This window comes from Proteus sp. G2618 (assembly GCF_009915995.1).
Taxonomy (GTDB): Bacteria; Pseudomonadota; Gammaproteobacteria; order Enterobacterales; family Enterobacteriaceae; genus Proteus; species Proteus terrae.
The window spans coordinates 17,912-34,831 of sequence record NZ_JAABNI010000020.1 but is presented as its reverse complement, the minus strand read 5'-3'; the positions used below and the strand labels follow the sequence as shown (position 1 = coordinate 34,831).

Genomic DNA, 16,920 nt, shown 5'->3' with positions numbered 1-16,920 from the left:
GGATGTAATTAAGTCACTTAGTCATTTAACCAGCCAGAAGCTTTGGTTTGTGCGACAACTCGATCAACTTGGGCTGGTGCATTACCGACATATGTCGTTGGATCTAAAAGTGCATCAAGTTCCTCTTGAGTAATGTGATCACGAATACGGGTATCACGATTAATCGCTTCAACGAAGGTTATGCCTTCTTCTTGCCCAGACATTGATGCCTCATACACAATTTCATGCGCGGTTTGTTTACCTGCTTTATCAGATAATGCAAACATCACACGCTCTGCCAGCATAAAGCCACCAAGAATATCCATATTTTCGCGCATTTTTTCAACATGCACATTCAGTCCGCCTATTACTGTTTTCATATTATCGAAAATAACAGACAGCATCAGGCACATTTCAGGCATGATCTTCCATTCCATTTTCCAGATTGCACCATCACGCTCATGTTGGTGTTTCATCATATCCGTTAAAACAGAAAGATTCGCTTTTAGGGTGTTACTCACACAGGCCGCATTTTCAACAATGGCAGGGTTACGTTTATGTGGCATGGTCGAAGAGCCTACTTGTCCTTTGCTGAAAGGCTCGGATAACTCATCAATTTCGTTATGTGCTAATAGTAGGATTTCATTAGCAATTTTACCTAGAGTTCCACTAATTAAGCCCATTAACATGCCATATTCACTGAATCTATCTCGCGCAGGTTGCCATGAAATTTCAGGTACACCTAAACCTAAGCGTTTTAATACACGGGCTTCTAATTCATCAGCTTTATCGCTTAAAGAAGCCTTTGTACCCACCGCACCAACAACACTACCTACAAATAAGCGAGGTTCGATCTCTTTAAGACGTTGATAATGACGCGCTAACTCAGTTAACCAAATTGCGGTTTTATGGCCAAATGTAATTGGCAGAGCTTGTAATGCTAATGTACGCCCAACCATTGGTGTGTTGCGATGTTGTTCACTTAATGACAGTAATGCACGACCTAATACTTTGATATCACGTAAGAAAGTATGATGAGCATCTTTTAGTTGCAGTACAAGACCGGTATCAATAACATCTTGTGTTGTTGGACCAAAGTGAACGTATTCCCCATAGTGTTCTGGGCAAGCATGTTCTAAACCACGAATTGTTGGCACTAATGGATGGCGAGTAAGACGCACTTGTTCTAATACATAATCCATATCGAGCTTTTCAAGTTTCGCGGTGTCTGCAATCACTTTTGCAGCCTCTTTTGGGATCAAACCTAATTCAGCTTGCTCAATCGCTAATGCGGCTTCGTAATCAAGCCAATTTTGCATTCTAGTTTTATCAGAAAAAATAATTCTCATCTCTTCTGTTGACCATAAATTCTTTAATAAAACCGAATCAAAAACGCTGGTTCCCATAATTATTTCCCCTGTTAAAAGAATAATAAAAAAATCGTTTTTTTAATCAAACGACTTGTTAGATTGTTATTTTATTTATGCAATATAATCTCAATAAAAACACTTTGATAATTTTAATCTAATTTCAAATATTTCTAATCAATTAAAAAGTAGCATTAATTCAATTAGTTATAAACAACCCTTTATTTATTACTTATAACTTTTGAATCTTAAATGTTATTTAAGATTTAATTAGAATAATTAATGCTAAAAAGTTAGAGGAAGATCATCATTTTTAGAAAATAGCTATTTTAAAAATAAATAAGTTTGTTATAAATAATAGAAACAAAATAAGCGCAAACAGTAATTAATCCTTTTATTTAATTACCGGGGAACTCTATTTCTATATTTGGAGATATTAATAATGAAACAAAATAAACAAACAAAACTGATACACAGTGGACGTCAAGAAATCAAAACTTCAGGCCCTATTAATCCACCCGTAATGAGAGCCAGTACCATCGTTTTTGATTCGATTAAGAGTTGGCGTGATGTTCGTGATCGTCGTGCAACAGAGCGTGTTTTAAGCTACGGTGCGCGTGGTACAGAAACCGCATTTGCCCTTGAAGCTTTAGTAACCGAATTAGAAGGCGGCTATCGTGCTCAGTTATTCCCTACTGGGTTAGCCGCTATTGCCGTCACAATTATGGGATATGCCCGCAGTGGTGGACATGTTTTATTTGCTGATTCTGTTTATGAGCCTGTTCGTAAAATTGCATCGGCTTTTCTTGAGCCTAATAATATCGCTTATAGTTTCTTTAAAACCGATGGTTCTGATTTTGAACAAAAAATTCAACAAAATACACAGCTTATTTTTGTCGAATCACCGGGCTCACTCCTTTATGAAATGCTAGACCTGCCTGAAATTTGCCGTATTGCTCATGAGAAAGATATTCCTGTCGGTGTTGATAATACTTGGGGCTCTGCATGGCTCTATAACCCGCTGGAATTAGGCGCGGATGTCTCTGTTATCGCGGCAACCAAATATTTATGCGGTCACTCTGATGTGATGATGGGCATTATGGTTGCGAATGAAAAAGCATGGAAAAAAATTGGTGCATTACCTGAAGCATTAGGGCAAGCCAGTAGCCCAGATGATGCAGCATTAGTTCTTCGTGGTATGAGGACATTAGGTCAACGCATCGCAGCACATGGTAAATCAGCACTAGCCATTGCACAGTGGTTAGAGACTCGCCCTGAAGTTGAAAAAGTCTGGTTCCCTGAATTACCTAATCATCCTCGTCATGATTTATGGAAACGTGATTGCAAAGGCAGTAACGGTCTATTAACCATTGAATTTAAACAAGAATATACCGCTAAACAATCAGAACAATTTATTGATGCGCTTGAGCTTTTTGGCATTGGTGCTTCTTGGGGGGGATTTGAAAGCCTCGCTTTACCTGCCAATGTTATCGGTGCGAGAACAGCATCTGATTGGCGTGAAGGTCATGGTCCTTTTGTCCGTTTACATATTGGCCTTGAAGCAACGGATGATCTTATTGCAGATATTACACAAGCTTTTTCAGCATTAAACCAATAACAAAAATATTGCATCATTACCGGGGAATTCACTATGACAGGTTTAATCATTGCCGCGCTGGTAACAGCGTTGGTGGTTTATTTACTGGCGCGAGGTTATAAACCTCAGCCAGTATTATTACTCGGCGGATTATTGCTATTACTCTTAACAGCATCTCTCGACCTTAATCCGTTATTGCCAGAAAATAAATCCACCCAATTTAAATATTTTGATATTTTCCAAATCTTTACGGATATTATGAGTTCTCGCCTAGCGGGTCTTGGTTTAACATTAATGGCAATTGCGGGTTTCTCTCGTTATATGGAACACGTTGGCGCAAGTCGCGCTTTATTCGCTATTTTTGAAAGACCATTAAAAGCGATAAAATCGCCTTACTTATTATTAGTGATTTCATTTTTAGTCACCCAAATCTTGGTTATCTTTATTCCTAGCCATGCAGGTTTAGGTATGCTGTTAATGGTCACCATGTATCCGATATTAATTCGTTCTGGTATTAGCCCACTTTCCGCTTTAGCCGTAATTGGATGCTGCCAATTTATCGACCATGGCCCTGGCTCTGGTAACGTGATTATGGCGGCGAAAACAGCGGATATAGAACCTGCCGTCTACTTTGTTCAACACCAGTTACCGATCACAATTCCTATTATTATTGCCGTTGCGATCACTCATTTCTTTATTCAACGCTGGTGGGATAAACGTGAAGGATTTGTTTTTGACCCAACAACCATTGATGCTGTAAAGGAAGAAGGCAATAAAATTCCACTGTCTTATGCCTTATTACCTGTCATCCCTTTAATTCTCATTATCGGCTTCAGCCCTTTGTTACACCCGTATATTAAATTAGAAGTCACCACAGCGATGGTTATTAGTACCGTGATTGCACTTCTTTTTGAATATGTTCGCTTACGCGATGCAAAAGCAGTAATGAATAGCTTTATGTTGTTCTTTGAAGGAATGGGTAAGCAATTTGTCTTAGTGGTATCGTTAATTGTATCTGGTGAGTTCTTTGCTAATGGTTTACTAAAAAGTGGTGCCGTCGATACGTTAATTAGCTCAGCTCAAGACGCGGGTTTTGGTATTGCAGCCATGATCATTGTAATGAGCGCCATTCTTGCATTAGCGGCCTTTTTAATGGGCTCAGGTAATGCAGCATTCTTCTCATTTGCCGCCTTAACGCCCAAAATTGCCGCCTTCTTAAAAGTTGATGTCATTACCTTAATTTTACCAATGCAAATAATGACCAGCTTTGGCCGTACTGTTTCGCCAATTACCGCCGCGATTGTTGCCATTGCAGGTATTGCGAATGTCTCACCTTTCCAAATAGTTAAACGTACCGCCATTCCTATGGCTGTCGCGGCTATTGTGAACTTAGCAATGACATTCTGGTTTTTATATTCCTAATTAAGTTGCGTTACCCTTCCCCTTAAACTCATTTACTCCTGAGTTTAAGGGATTTTTTCTTATCATTGACTGTAACCTTTGATTGAAATAATTAACGTCAACATTAACTCTACTCAGGCTATTTATAAAAAATAAATAGCCTGTTTATTTATCTATCACCCCCTTTTTTTTGCCTAAAAATAAGACGTTTTAGCCACTATCATTTGTTGATTAAACCGACTTAGTACTTGTTTCAACTTCATATCTCGATATACTTTTGCGCAACATTCATCTGCAAATGAACATTATGAAAAAAATAATTATTGTGATTATCGCGCTACTTGCTTTTGGTTCTATCGGTGGTGTTTTCCTTGCTGGCTTAAATATCTATACGCGCTCCACAACACCAATAGAAACAGAGCAGACTCAACCTGAAACACCACCTACACAGCAATTTCCAGCTATCCCTGACAGCTCACATTCTGCTAAATAAATGAGGTCGCACCGTGGAATACGATTACTTTGTTACTCCCCAATGGTTATTTGAACATCAAAATGATGCTGATCTTGTGATCCTTGATGTCAGCGCACCAATGCCAACTCAACAGATTGACTATCAAGCGCTTTACCTTGAGCGTCATATTCCACATGCCCATTTTTTTGATCTTGATGAAGTCGCAGATAAAACTACATCACTACCACATATGTTGCCTTCTGATACCCTATTTTCAGAAACATTGACACAATTAGGTATCTCTAATACCACAACCGTTATTATTTACGATCAAGGTAACTTATTTTCTGCACCAAGAGGTTGGTGGACATTAACAACACTAGGTTGTCGTAATGTGCGTATTCTTGCTGGTGGTTTACAAGCATGGATTGAGGCTAGGTTTGCAACAGAACAAGGTGAGGCAATAAAAGTACCAGCACAGTCTCCTTTTGTGGTTGAACGTCATGCACAACGCTATGCCAATAAACAACAACTTCTTGATAATTTAGAAACTAAGCAAAAACAGATGATCGATGCTCGCTCAGCTGATCGTTTTTATGGTAGAGCACCAGAGCCTCGTCCGGGCTTGCGCAGTGGACATATTCCTGGCAGTAAAAACGTTCCGTGGAATGAGTTAGTTATTAATGGGCAGTTAAAACAGAAAGCTGAGTTAAAGCTGATATTTGAACAAGCGGGCGTTGATTTATCACAGCCTATTATTGTTACTTGTGGCTCAGGTATGACTGCGGCAATTTTATTTTTAGCGTTGACCGTATTGGGTTGCCAATCTATTGCGCTCTATGACGGCTCTTGGGCGCAATGGGGAGCTGAAAGTGCTCTTCCTTGTGAATGCTAATTTAATCCGTTTATGCTTAAAAAAGTAAACCCGCATTATGCGGGTTTATTATCAATATCTATTGGGTATGGAGGTATTAACTTGCGAAGATTTTTGCAAGATAGAGCACGACAATGGCGCCGATGATAGCAACAACAAAGCTACCAAAGTTAAATCCATCAACTTTACCTTTGCCAAAAAAGTTACTAATCGCACCACCAACAACCGCACCCACAATACCCAGAATACAAGTCCATATCAGACCAATATCATAAGAGCCTGGCATTAAGAATTTCGCCAAAATACCCGCGATCAAACCAAAGATAATCCAAGCAATAATTCCCATATTCCCCCCTAAAATAGTCTTGATATAAACAACATACCTAAAAAATGTCACTTATTGAGTGTAAGTCGAAAAAGTGATTATTTCCAATTATTAGAAATAAATTACATAATATTTAAGATAAATGGATGGTGGATGGATTATTTCTTAATGAATAAAAAAATAGCGCTGATTAATTAGCGCTATTTTTTATTGGTTAAGATTATTTTTAAACTACAGAGACTCTATTGCTACTGCTATTTCTGGCGACGTTTTTAATGTTCTAATTTGTCTAAATAACTCATTGGCTTCTGGATACTCTTTGCGTAAATAACTAAACCACTGCTTAATACGTGACGCATGATAAATAGTCGTATCACCACGCTTTTCTAATCGAACATAGCGCTTTAATAATTCAATCACCTCTTGCCAAGGCATTCTAGCTTCTATGCCTTTTACAACACGGCTTAAGTTAGGGGTATTCATTGCACCGCGGCCAATCATTATCGCATCGCAACCTGTTGTGGCTAAGCAGGCTAATGCATCTTCACGGTTCCAAATTTCGCCATTAGCAATTACAGGTATTGAAAGTCTTTGACGAATATCTCCAATGGCCTGCCAGTTAATTTTTTCGGCATTATAACCATCTTCTTTTGTTCTGCCATGTACAGTGATTTCTGTAGCACCACCTTGCACCACTGCATCTGCAATCTCATGGCTATACGCAGAAGAATCCCAGCCAAGTCTCACTTTAACAGATACAGGCAACTCTGAAGGCACTGCATCACGTATTGCTTTTGTTGCTTGATAAATCGTTTCTGGCTGTCTTAAAAGTGAAGCGCCACCACCACTACCATTGACTGTTTTTGAAGGGCAACCGCAGTTTAAATCAACCCCCCAAGAGCCTAAAGAAACGGCTCTAAAGGCATTTTCAGCCAACCATTGTGGGTGTTGTCCTAATAATTGCACCCGTACAAGCGTGCCACTTTTTGTGCGGCTTTCTGTCTGCAATTCAGGGCATAAACGGTAAAATGCTTTCGTTGGCAATAATGAATCTACAACTCGTACAAACTCTGTAATACAGAGATCGTAATCGTTAATCGAGGTGAGTAACTCTCTCACAAGGGGGTCTAAAACCCCCTCCATTGGCGCTAATAAAACTCGCACTTTTTAACCTCAAAACTCTTTTCTAGCTTTTGACCAAGGGCTTTGATTATCATTACCTTCATCACTTTTACGTGAACGACGAGGCCCTAATTTTCCGGTACGAGAACCATCTTTATTACGGTAGTTTTCTTTGCTTTTATTACGTCCAGACTCTTTGCCTTCACTATCGCCGTCTTTACGACTATTGTTGCGATTGTCTTTACCACGAATATCTGCACGACCACCACTTCTACGTGGTGCATTATTCTTTGGTTTTTTATGCAAAGGCGCTGCTTTAATTGAAGGATCAGGATCGTAACCTTCTAACGCTAAACGTGGAATTTCACGTTTTAATAAACGCTCAATATCAGCTAATAAACCATGTTCATCAACACAGACAAGTGAAATAGCCTTACCCGTTGCAGCAGCGCGGCCTGTTCTACCAATACGGTGAACATAATCTTCTGCGACTTGTGGTAATTCAAAATTGACAACATACGGCAGTTGGTCGATATCAAGACCACGAGCGGCAATATCTGTTGCAACTAATGCTTTTAATTTACCATCTTTAAAATCAGCTAATGCGCGAGTTCTCGCACCTTGGCTTTTATTGCCATGAATAGCAGCTGATTTAATACCATCTGCATTTAAATGTTCAGCAAGTTTATTCGCACCATGTTTAGTACGGGTGAAAATCAGCACTTGAGACCAATTTTCTAAACCAATTAAATGTGATAACAGCTCGGTTTTACGCTTTTTATCAACTAAATGCACATGTTGATCAACAGATTCTGCGGCTGAGTTTCTTGGTGCAACGGAAATACTCACCGGATCATTTAATAGCGAATTGGCAAGACCAGTGATCTCTTTAGAGAATGTCGCTGAAAATAGTAAATTTTGACGTTTTTTCGGTAATTTACTAATTACACGGCGAATATCGTGGATAAAGCCCATATCTAACATACGGTCAGCTTCATCAAGCACTAAAACTTCAACGCGAGAAAGATCAACCGCATTTTGATGTTCAAGATCGAGTAAACGTCCCGGTGTTGCAATCAGTACATCAACACCACCGCGTAATTTCATCATTTGTGGATTAATACTTACTCCACCAAAAACAACTAGTGAACGAATTGGAATATAACGACTATACGCTTTTACGTTTTCAGCAATTTGAGCCGCTAGCTCACGCGTTGGTGTCAAAATCAGCGCTTTAACGGGTTGACGACCTTTTATTTTTTCTGCTGATTGAGACAGCTTTTCCAATATTGGTAATGTAAAAGCAGCTGTTTTACCTGTGCCCGTTTGTGCACTCGCTAATACGTCTTTACCCGCCAAAATCGGCTCAATCGCCTGTTGTTGAATAGGGGTTGGGGTTTTATACCCTTGTTCATCAATAGCGCGGAGAAGCGCCTCACTTAAACCAAGCGATGTAAAATCGGTCAAAACAGTAGTCTCCTACAACCAGAACGTATAACACGGTGATTGAAATTAAAATGACGGGCTTTCATACTGTCAATCTATAGGTAATATTACTCTATAGGTGCTATCATTTCTCGATATAGACAGTGGTGAAAGAGAATGAACCTTGTTAGGTTAACCTAATAACCCCTATTCTAACAGTTTTTGCTGTATTCAGAATACAAAAATAATTTTCAATAATAGATTGCACTTTTTTTATTACACATCACCTTTATTCGATTATTATCACAAATTTTCCCTATTGTTCAATATCATCTAATATAATACGTCTTGTTATCGCTGTTTTTAATATCATTGGTTTTGTTACATTTTACTTAAGTAAGGTATCTTCTATTATGTCAGACACCCAACAGAAGACGACGCGCGGTGAACTAGCAAAACGACAATTATTGGAAGCGGCATGTGAGATCTTTGGTAAAAATGGGCCTGATGCCGCCACAACACGCCAAATTGCACAAGCTGCTCAACAAAACATTGCCGCTATCGCTTATTATTTTGGTTCTAAAGAAGGGTTATATCTCGCCGTTGCACAGCATATTGCTGATCTTATTCGCCTTGATTTTGAACCTACAGTTTCCATTCTTGACGAATTTCTTGAGCGGCCTAACCCAACAGAACATCTCCCATTACTGCAAACGCTTATTACAGATAGCTTTTTACAATATGCTCAACTGGTGCTTGATAAAGCCAATATTCATCTTAGTCGCATTATGGCAAGAGAACAGCTTGTTCCAACCGAAGCATATTCCTTGATCCACCAGCAAGCATTATCGCCTCTTTTAACGCGCGTAAACAAACTATTAGCTATCTATATTGGTTTAGATCCTTCACTACCTACAACGATGTTACATACTCACGCTATTTTGGGAGAAGTGTTATCATTTCGTTTAGTTAGGGAAACAATCCTAAGACAAACTGGATGGGATAGAATTGGTAAAAATGAGTATCAGATTATCTCCAATACTTTAAAAACTCATATTACTTTATTACTCAACGGATTAAGAGAGATTTACACTAACACCCATCACGTATAAATAGAGTTATTATGAAAACTAAAAAAGTCAGTTTCTTTATTATCTTAATGATTATTATCGGTATTGTTGCAGGTATCTATTATTACGAAGAAAACAAAGAGTCTGAATTAGTACTCTATGGCAATGTCGATATACGTACAGTCAACCTTAGTTTTCGTGTTGCTGGAAGATTAGATACATTACAAGTTGATGAAGGTGCGCCTGTTCAAAAAGGGCAATTATTAGGCAAGCTTGATGATGCGCCCTATCGCAATGCACTAAATAAAGCTTATGGTGAGCGTGATAGTGCAATTGCTTCACTCGCTTTAATGGAAGCGGGATATCGCACTGAGGAAATCGCGCAAGCTCAATCTGATGTGTCATTAAAGCAGGCCGCTTGGCAATACGCAGATAACTTTTATAAACGTCAACAAGATCTTGCTAACCGAAAAGTGATTTCAGCCAACGATTTAGATAGTGCAAGAAATAATCGTAATCAAGCAGCAGCTGCCTTAAAAGCAGCACAAGATAAGCTAAATCAATATCAAAACGGTTATCGAAAAGAAGACATTGATGCGGCAAAAGGACAAGTTATGCAAGCTAAAGCTGCCGTTGCTCAAGCTGAATTAAACCTCCAAGACACGCAATTAATCTCTCCATCACAAGGTACTGTTTTAACTCGAGCTGTAGAGCCCGGAACGATGTTATCCGCTGGAAGCCCTGTATTTACAGTATCATTAACTAATCCCGTTTGGGTCAGAGCTTATATCAGCGAAACTCACTTAAGCGAAGCCGTTCCTAATCGAGAAGTTTATCTATACACCGATGGGCGTAAAGATAAGCCTTATCACGGTACGATTGGATTTGTTTCACCAACAGCTGAATTTACCCCAAAAAGTGTTGAAACACCGGAGTTAAGAACCGATTTAGTTTATCGTCTCAGAGTGGTTGTAACGGATGCTGATGATGCATTGCGCCAAGGTATGCCTGTCACCTTAAAATTTGCCTCCTCTCATTAAGTGTGGGGGAAAAATGGAACACACTGATTACACTATCCAACTTCAAGGTGTTGAGAAATGCTTTACAGGGCTAGAAAGCCCTGCAGTTTCGTCATTAACAGCCACCATTACAGGTGGCTCTGTAACAGGTTTAGTTGGCCCAGATGGTGCAGGCAAAACAACCTTAATCCGTATGCTTGCAGGTTTATTAAAGCCTGATGCGGGTGATATTCATATTTTAGGAATGGATCCGCAAAAGCAGAGTGTTGATGTCAGAGCTATTCTTGGCTATATGCCACAAAAATTTGGTCTTTATGAAGATTTAACGGTATTAGAAAACCTCAATCTTTATGCTGACTTAAAAAATGTTGTCGGCGATGAGCGCAAAAAAGTTTATCACCAACTGCTCACCTTTACCGATCTCACTCGCTTTACATCTCGCCTAGCAGGCAATCTTTCAGGAGGGATGAAACAAAAACTGGGTCTTGCTTGTACTTTATTAGGTAGCCCTAAAGTTCTGCTTCTTGACGAGCCAGGCGTGGGAGTCGATCCCATTGCACGCCGTGAACTTTGGCAAATGGTACATGCTTTGGCCAGCGATGGTATGTTGATACTATGGAGCACCTCTTATCTTGATGAAGCTGAGCAATGTAAAAACATTCTCTTACTTAACAAAGGAGAACTACTTTACAGTGGCATTCCTCAAGATCTAACAGCAAAAATGGCAGGTCGCTCTTTTCTACTCAATGTTGAAGGTCATCAGCGTAGAAAAGTATTGCAACAAGCAATTATTCAACCTCAAGTTACTGATGGCGTTATTCAAGGACAATCCGTTCGTTTGATCTTAAAAAAACAGAGTAATCAAACTGAATTACTGAACGCTTTGGGTAAACCTGATGCGAAGCTTATTCCCGCTACACCACGCTTTGAGGATGCTTTTATAGATTTATTAGGAGGCGGCCCTTCTCATAAATCTGAATTAGCTGAAATTATGCCGCAGATCCCTCCTGCACCTAATGAAACGGTAATTGAAGCACAACAGTTAACCAAAATGTTTGGTCAATTTGCAGCGACCGATCATGTTGATTTCCAAGTTAAACGAGGTGAAATTTTCGGTTTGCTGGGCCCTAATGGTGCTGGTAAGTCGACAACCTTCAAAATGATGTGTGGTTTATTAGTCCCCACTAGTGGCAAAGCGCTTGTGTTAGGTATGGACTTAAAAGAGAGCTCAGGTAAAGCACGTCAACATTTAGGTTATATGGCACAAAAGTTCTCACTTTATGGCAATTTAAAAGTGGGACAAAACTTGAAATTCTTCTCTGGTGTCTATGGCTTACATGGCAAACAACAGCGCGATAAAATCAACGATATGATAACTGCCTTTGGCTTAGAGCCGATGGTAAATCAAATCACTGAAACCTTACCTTTAGGTTATAAACAGCGCCTTGCTCTTGCGTGCTCATTAATGCACGAACCTGATATTCTCTTTTTAGATGAGCCCACATCAGGCGTTGATCCACTAACGCGACGAGAATTTTGGCTACATATTAATGGCATGGTTGATAAAGGAGTGACCGTGATGGTTACCACTCACTTTATGGATGAAGCAGAATATTGTGATCGTATTGGTTTGGTTTATCGCGGAAAAATCATTGCGGCAGGCGAGCCTGATTCTCTCAAAAAAATGGTTGCTAGTAACGATAATCCAACCCCTTCAATGGAAGATGCTTTTATTGGATTAGTGCTGGATTATGATAAAAAACTTGAAAGTGAAAATGATAAAGGGAGCGAAAAACATGCGTAATTTAGCTCAATCCTCTCATGCACGCTTTTCTTGGCGACGTCTATATGCCTTGTGTTTAAAAGAAACAAAGCAAATAACTCGTGATCCCAGTAGTGCCTTAATTGCTATTGTTATCCCACTTACTTTGCTGTTTATCTTTGGTTATGGCATCAATTTAGACTCAAGCAAATTAAATATTGGTATTTTAACTAATCAACAAAGCCAACCAGCACAAGAGTTAGTTTATACCTTCACGAATTCACCGTATATCAATGCAACTATTAGCGATAATCGACAATTATTAATTGATAAAATGCAGGCAGGGCAAATTCGAGGCATTGTGGTTATTCCCGTTAATTTTGCCGAATTACTCGCTCGACAAGATACTAAAGCCCCTATTCAAGTGATCACCGATGGCAGCGAGCCCAATACCGCAAACTTTGTTCAAGCTTATACCAAAGGGGTTTGGCAAATTTGGTTGCAACAACAAGCTATCAGTAAAGGGATTGATACTACGCCATTAATTGAAATAGAGCCTCGTTATTGGTTTAACCCCGCAGCAATTAGCCAACACTATATTATTCCGGGTGCTGTCACTATTATTATTACCGTAGTGGGCGCTATTCTTACCTCGTTAGTGATTGCCCGCGAATGGGAAAGAGGCACTATGGAAGCCCTACTTTCCACCCAAATAACACGCACAGAACTCTTACTTTCAAAACTTATTCCTTACCAAGTGTTAGGCAGTTTTGTCATGGTGTTATGTATGGTAGTCACCGTGTTTGTGCTTGGCGTACCTTATCGAGGATCGTTGTGGATTTTAGGCGGGATCACCTCACTCTTTTTAGCTACCGCTTTAGGCATGGGATTGCTTATTTCCACGTTAACGCGTAATCAATTTAATGCCGCGATGATTTCGCTAAATGCCGCATTTTTACCCGCAATTATGTTATCAGGCTTTGTTTTTGAAATTGATAGTATGCCCATATTTATTCAAGTGGTGACCTATTTTATTCCTGCACGTTATTTTGTGAGTAGTTTGCAAACGCTATTTTTAGCTGGCGATATTCCGTTGATATTGATGCTAGATATGTGGTTATTAATTGTATCGGCGATATTTTTTATTGGATTAACGGCGTTAGCAACACGTCGTCGATTAGATTAAAGGGAGAGTTTTTATGTTTTATCGCCTTCTCACCCTGATAATGAAAGAGTTACAGTCATTATTACAAGAGCCTCAAACGCGTATTATTTTAATAATGCCGGTTATCTTTCAGATGATCTTATTTCCTTTTGCCGCGACATTAGATGTTACCAATGCCTCTATTGCCATTTTTGATGAGGACAATGGTAAACAATCTATTGAGTTAACCCAACGTATCGCCAAAGCGAGTGCATTCTCTCAAACTCTTTTGCTTAAAAATGAACATGAAATAAAAGAGACTATTGATAATCGTAAAGCGCTTTTATTAGTTCGTTTTCCGCAGAATTTTAGTGCTGACCTAGAAAGCCATGTTCCTGTTAAATTGCAAATAATCCTAGATGGTCGAAATTCTAATAGTGCGCAAATTGCCGCTAATTATGTGCAACAAATCGTACAAAATTATCAAACTGAATTAGCAGGTAATACACCTTCTTTACTGAATAAAACAGAACTTGTTGTTCGCAATTGGTATAACCCGAATTTAAATTACAAATGGTTTATTGTGCCTTCTTTAGTAGCATTGATTATTACCATTGGCGTGATGATAGTTACGTCACTTTCTGTTGCTAGAGAGCGTGAACAAGGTACATTAGATCAACTGTTAGTTTCGCCACTATCAACATGGCAAATTTTTGTCGGCAAAGCGGTTCCAGCAATGATTGTGGCTGCTGTTCAAGGCACCATCGTATTAATTATTGGGATATTCGGTTATCAAATTCCATTTTCAGGTTCATTAATCCTGTTTTACTTTACCATGCTTATTTATGGCTTATCGCTGGTGGGTTTTGGCTTATTAATATCCGCATTAAGTTCGACTCAACAGCAGGCCTTTATTGGTGTATTCGTGTTTATGATGCCAGCCGTTTTATTATCCGGATATATTTCCCCCGTAGAAAATATGCCCGTTTGGCTACAACATGCCACATGGATAAACCCAATTCGTCATTTCACTGATATTACAAAACAGATTTACCTTAAAAATGCCGATATCACCGTTATATGGCACAGTTTATGGCCTTTATTAGTGATTGCAGCCGGCACTGGTACTTTTGCGTATTATCTTTTCCAAAGAAAAATAGCTTAAAACGATAGCCATTAATTTATTAAATAAAAAAATCCCACAACTTATTAAGTTATGGGATTTATTGTTTATGCTGTTGTTAAACTACGTTTGCACGTAAATATCGTTAAAATTAACGACGGTCGCCTAAAATACGCAGTAACATTAAGAACAGGTTGATGAAATCTAAATAAAGCGTTAATGCACCCATAATGGAGTAACGGCGCATATTTTCTTTATCTTCTTGATTAATCTCATTACCCATGTCTTTTAATTTTTGTGTGTCGTAAGCAGTTAAGCCAGCGAAAATTAACACACCCGCGTAAGAGATAACCATGCTCATCATTGAGCTTTGCATAAAGATATTAACGATAGAAGCAATAATGATACCGATAAGCCCCATAAACAGGAAGCTACCCATACCCGTTAAGCTACGCTTAGTGGTGTAACCATAAACACTTAATGCACCGAACATTGCCGCACAAATAAAGAATGTACTCGCAACTGATGATGCAGTGTAAATAATTAATACACTAGAGATAGTTACCCCTGTTAATGCGGAATATAGCATAAATAATGAGGTTGCAACTGCACCACTCATTTTATGAACCATACCTGATAACACGAAAACTAACCCTAACTGAGCAATGATCAGACCAAAGAAGACGACCTTGCTAGAAAAAATCATTGATAATAATGCTTCGCTTGATGCAACGTAGAGTGCTACAAACGCAGTTAATAACAGACCAACAGTCATCCAACCATAAACCTGAGCCATAAAGGTTTGTAGGCCAGAACCTGTGCGCTGTACGATTGAATCATTAGAACGTGAAAATCGATCCATGATGATTACCCTTTAATCATAGTGATAACGTTAGGTTTAACGATAACGTTTATTTCAGTAAAGAGCCCATTATGAGCTCATTAGAATTTAATTTTATCACACTGATTTTACATTTCCATGAAATAAACTGTATGAAATGTCATCATAAAATAAATTGAGGTAAAGTTTTGTAGCATTAAATTGAGTGTGGTGATTTATTCCCAGCGCTCGGCTGAGTCATAATCACTTTGGCGTGCATCAACCCATCTATCGTTATTTTCAGAAAGTCCTTCTTTTTTCCAAAATGGCGCGCGTGTTTTTAAGAAATCCATAATAAATTCGGCGGATTCAAAGGCGCTATTACGATGAGAACTGGTTACACCGACAAACACTATCTCTTCACCAATATGCAGAGTTCCTACGCGGTGAATAACGCTTACACGCTGTAGAGGCCAGCGAGAGCGGGCTTCGTTTACAATATCTGTTAGTGCTTTTTCAGTCATTCCCGGATAGTGTTCAAGCGTGAGCGTACTCACTTCATCACCGAGATTATGATTGCGAACTTTACCAGTAAATGTCACAACAGCACCATCGCTGTCACACTCTGAAAGCCATTGGTATTCATCACCAACGCTAAAATTTTCGGTTTGTACTGAAATACGAGTTGATGCGCTCATCTTATCCTCCTGTAACAGGTGGGAAAAAGGCGATTTCATCACCATCATTAATAACGTGAGAGCTTTGAACAAAGGATTGGTTTACCGCAGAGAGTAACTTGCCATCTTCTAACGCGAGTGACCAACGTTCACCTTTAGTGATTAATGCCTTACGTAAATCGTCTACCGTGTGGTACTCACAATCTAATTCAAGAGAATCAACGCCGACTAATTCACGGACTTGAGCAAAAAAGAGAACTTTAATCATGCTTCCACCTTAAAATGACCAGATTTGCCACCTGTTTTTTCTAATAAACGTACAGGCCCAATCACCATATCTTTTTGAACGGCTTTGCACATATCATAGATGGTCAATGCTGCTACCGATGCCGCAGTTAATGCTTCCATTTCAACGCCTGTTTTACCCGTTAAACGGCAAACAGATTCAATGCGTACACGGTTAGATTCTGTCAGTGCTTCTAAACGCACTTCAACTTTAGTTAATAACAGCGGATGGCATAACGGGATTAATTCCCATGTTCTTTTTGCTGCTTGAATTCCTGCAATTCTTGCCGTCGCAAATACATCACCTTTATGATGCTTGCCTTCGGTGATCATGCTTAATGTTTCTGCTGACATTTCAACAAAGGCTTCAGCACGCGCTTCTCGCACTGTTTCAGCTTTAGCGCTAACATCCACCATGTGAGCTTCACCGGCAGCATTAATATGAGTTAGTTGAGACATGCACAACTCCTGAAATT

At 39.2% G+C, this 16,920-nt stretch carries 17 protein-coding genes; 9 read left to right on the top strand and 8 right to left on the bottom strand.

Features of this window, described 5'->3' with window-relative positions; translation table 11 throughout:
- Positions 1-17: 17 nt before the first annotated feature.
- Positions 18-1,385, bottom strand: coding sequence for an adenylosuccinate lyase (gene purB, locus GWJ01_RS10815; protein WP_109393491.1), 1,368 nt, complete (start codon positions 1,383-1,385; stop codon positions 18-20).
- A 403-nt stretch (positions 1,386-1,788) separates the two neighbouring features.
- Between purB and metC the strand changes: the two genes are divergently transcribed.
- The 4 genes from metC (at position 1,789) to sseA (ending at position 5,693) form a co-directional block, all read left to right on the top strand.
- Positions 1,789-2,964, top strand: coding sequence for a cystathionine beta-lyase (gene metC, locus GWJ01_RS10810; protein ID WP_109393490.1), 1,176 nt, complete (start codon positions 1,789-1,791; stop codon positions 2,962-2,964).
- Between the two features lie 33 nt (positions 2,965-2,997).
- Positions 2,998-4,365 (top strand): C4-dicarboxylate transporter DcuC, encoded by a 1,368-nt coding sequence (gene dcuC / locus GWJ01_RS10805; protein ID WP_109393489.1) that lies wholly within the window; start codon positions 2,998-3,000, stop codon positions 4,363-4,365.
- 286 nt (positions 4,366-4,651) lie between these two features.
- The gene (locus GWJ01_RS10800; protein ID WP_109393488.1) at positions 4,652-4,837 is read left to right on the top strand and encodes a hypothetical protein; all 186 of its coding nucleotides are present in this window, start codon (positions 4,652-4,654) and stop codon (positions 4,835-4,837) included.
- A gap of 13 nt (positions 4,838-4,850) precedes the next feature.
- Positions 4,851-5,693, top strand: coding sequence for a 3-mercaptopyruvate sulfurtransferase (gene sseA, locus GWJ01_RS10795; protein WP_109402260.1), 843 nt, complete (start codon positions 4,851-4,853; stop codon positions 5,691-5,693).
- Between the two features lie 76 nt (positions 5,694-5,769).
- On the opposite strand, the gene GWJ01_RS10790 is transcribed toward sseA, so the two are convergent.
- The 3 genes from GWJ01_RS10790 to rhlE all read right to left on the bottom strand — a co-directional run bounded on the left by GWJ01_RS10790 (position 5,770) and on the right by rhlE (position 8,586).
- Positions 5,770-6,018: a GlsB/YeaQ/YmgE family stress response membrane protein gene (locus GWJ01_RS10790; RefSeq protein WP_088493367.1), complete on the bottom strand. Its 249-nt coding sequence runs from the start codon at positions 6,016-6,018 to the stop codon at positions 5,770-5,772.
- Between the two features lie 210 nt (positions 6,019-6,228).
- The gene (dusC, locus tag GWJ01_RS10785; protein WP_109402259.1) at positions 6,229-7,161 is read right to left on the bottom strand and encodes a tRNA dihydrouridine(16) synthase DusC; all 933 of its coding nucleotides are present in this window, start codon (positions 7,159-7,161) and stop codon (positions 6,229-6,231) included.
- 9 nt (positions 7,162-7,170) lie between these two features.
- The gene (rhlE, locus tag GWJ01_RS10780) at positions 7,171-8,586 is read right to left on the bottom strand and encodes an ATP-dependent RNA helicase RhlE (RefSeq protein ID WP_109393485.1); all 1,416 of its coding nucleotides are present in this window, start codon (positions 8,584-8,586) and stop codon (positions 7,171-7,173) included.
- Positions 8,587-8,957: 371 nt separating this feature from the next.
- Between rhlE and cecR the strand changes: the two genes are divergently transcribed.
- Genes cecR through GWJ01_RS10755 form a run of 5 tightly spaced genes read left to right on the top strand, consistent with a single transcriptional unit; the run spans position 8,958 to position 14,704 of the window.
- Positions 8,958-9,656 (top strand): transcriptional regulator CecR, encoded by a 699-nt coding sequence (gene cecR / locus GWJ01_RS10775; RefSeq protein ID WP_109393484.1) that lies wholly within the window; start codon positions 8,958-8,960, stop codon positions 9,654-9,656.
- Positions 9,657-9,667: 11 nt separating this feature from the next.
- On the top strand, positions 9,668-10,654 hold the full coding sequence (gene hlyD, locus GWJ01_RS10770) for a secretion protein HlyD (protein ID WP_109393483.1): 987 nt from the start codon (positions 9,668-9,670) through the stop codon (positions 10,652-10,654).
- Positions 10,655-10,667: 13 nt separating this feature from the next.
- Positions 10,668-12,437 carry an ATP-binding cassette domain-containing protein gene (locus tag GWJ01_RS10765; protein WP_109402257.1) on the top strand — a complete coding sequence of 590 codons (1,770 nt, stop codon included), beginning with the start codon at positions 10,668-10,670 and terminating at the stop codon, positions 12,435-12,437.
- Positions 12,430-13,581, top strand: a complete 1,152-nt coding sequence (locus GWJ01_RS10760; protein WP_075672754.1) for an ABC transporter permease — start codon at positions 12,430-12,432, stop codon at positions 13,579-13,581. The genes GWJ01_RS10765 and GWJ01_RS10760 overlap by 8 nt, the downstream gene beginning before the upstream one ends.
- 13 nt (positions 13,582-13,594) lie before the next feature.
- Positions 13,595-14,704 carry an ABC transporter permease gene (locus tag GWJ01_RS10755; RefSeq protein WP_109393481.1) on the top strand — a complete coding sequence of 370 codons (1,110 nt, stop codon included), beginning with the start codon at positions 13,595-13,597 and terminating at the stop codon, positions 14,702-14,704.
- Between the two features lie 109 nt (positions 14,705-14,813).
- On the opposite strand, the gene GWJ01_RS10750 is transcribed toward GWJ01_RS10755, so the two are convergent.
- From GWJ01_RS10750 to moaC, 4 genes are all read right to left on the bottom strand, one after another.
- Positions 14,814-15,524 (bottom strand): Bax inhibitor-1/YccA family protein, encoded by a 711-nt coding sequence (locus tag GWJ01_RS10750; RefSeq protein ID WP_036938325.1) that lies wholly within the window; start codon positions 15,522-15,524, stop codon positions 14,814-14,816.
- Between the two features lie 194 nt (positions 15,525-15,718).
- On the bottom strand, positions 15,719-16,180 hold the full coding sequence (moaE, locus tag GWJ01_RS10745) for a molybdopterin synthase catalytic subunit MoaE (protein WP_098943826.1): 462 nt from the start codon (positions 16,178-16,180) through the stop codon (positions 15,719-15,721).
- A 1-nt stretch (position 16,181) separates the two neighbouring features.
- Entirely contained in the window at positions 16,182-16,427 is a 246-nt protein-coding gene (gene moaD / locus GWJ01_RS10740) for a molybdopterin synthase sulfur carrier subunit (RefSeq protein WP_098943827.1), read from the bottom strand.
- Positions 16,424-16,903, bottom strand: a complete 480-nt coding sequence (moaC, locus tag GWJ01_RS10735) for a cyclic pyranopterin monophosphate synthase MoaC (protein WP_072062889.1) — start codon at positions 16,901-16,903, stop codon at positions 16,424-16,426. The genes moaD and moaC overlap by 4 nt, the downstream gene beginning before the upstream one ends.
- Positions 16,904-16,920 lie beyond the last annotated feature (17 nt).

Excerpts from the sequence above, each read along its gene's own strand:
- dcuC (WP_109393489.1), top strand. The coding sequence starts at position 2,998 with ATGACAGGTTTAATCATTGCCGCGCTGGTAACAGCGTTGGTGGTTTAT.
- GWJ01_RS10800 (WP_109393488.1), top strand. The coding sequence starts at position 4,652 with ATGAAAAAAATAATTATTGTGATTATCGCGCTACTTGCTTTTGGTTCT.
- GWJ01_RS10750 (WP_036938325.1), bottom strand. The coding sequence starts at position 15,524 with ATGGATCGATTTTCACGTTCTAATGATTCAATCGTACAGCGCACAGGT.
- moaD (WP_098943827.1), bottom strand. The coding sequence starts at position 16,427 with ATGATTAAAGTTCTCTTTTTTGCTCAAGTCCGTGAATTAGTCGGCGTT.
- purB (WP_109393491.1), bottom strand. The coding sequence starts at position 1,385 with ATGGGAACCAGCGTTTTTGATTCGGTTTTATTAAAGAATTTATGGTCA.
- GWJ01_RS10760 (WP_075672754.1), top strand. The coding sequence starts at position 12,430 with ATGCGTAATTTAGCTCAATCCTCTCATGCACGCTTTTCTTGGCGACGT.
- hlyD (WP_109393483.1), top strand. The coding sequence starts at position 9,668 with ATGAAAACTAAAAAAGTCAGTTTCTTTATTATCTTAATGATTATTATC.
- GWJ01_RS10755 (WP_109393481.1), top strand. The coding sequence starts at position 13,595 with ATGTTTTATCGCCTTCTCACCCTGATAATGAAAGAGTTACAGTCATTA.
- GWJ01_RS10790 (WP_088493367.1), bottom strand. The coding sequence starts at position 6,018 with ATGGGAATTATTGCTTGGATTATCTTTGGTTTGATCGCGGGTATTTTG.
- moaE (WP_098943826.1), bottom strand. The coding sequence starts at position 16,180 with ATGAGCGCATCAACTCGTATTTCAGTACAAACCGAAAATTTTAGCGTT.
- GWJ01_RS10765 (WP_109402257.1), top strand. The coding sequence starts at position 10,668 with ATGGAACACACTGATTACACTATCCAACTTCAAGGTGTTGAGAAATGC.
- metC (WP_109393490.1), top strand. The coding sequence starts at position 1,789 with ATGAAACAAAATAAACAAACAAAACTGATACACAGTGGACGTCAAGAA.
- moaC (WP_072062889.1), bottom strand. The coding sequence starts at position 16,903 with ATGTCTCAACTAACTCATATTAATGCTGCCGGTGAAGCTCACATGGTG.
- cecR (WP_109393484.1), top strand. The coding sequence starts at position 8,958 with ATGTCAGACACCCAACAGAAGACGACGCGCGGTGAACTAGCAAAACGA.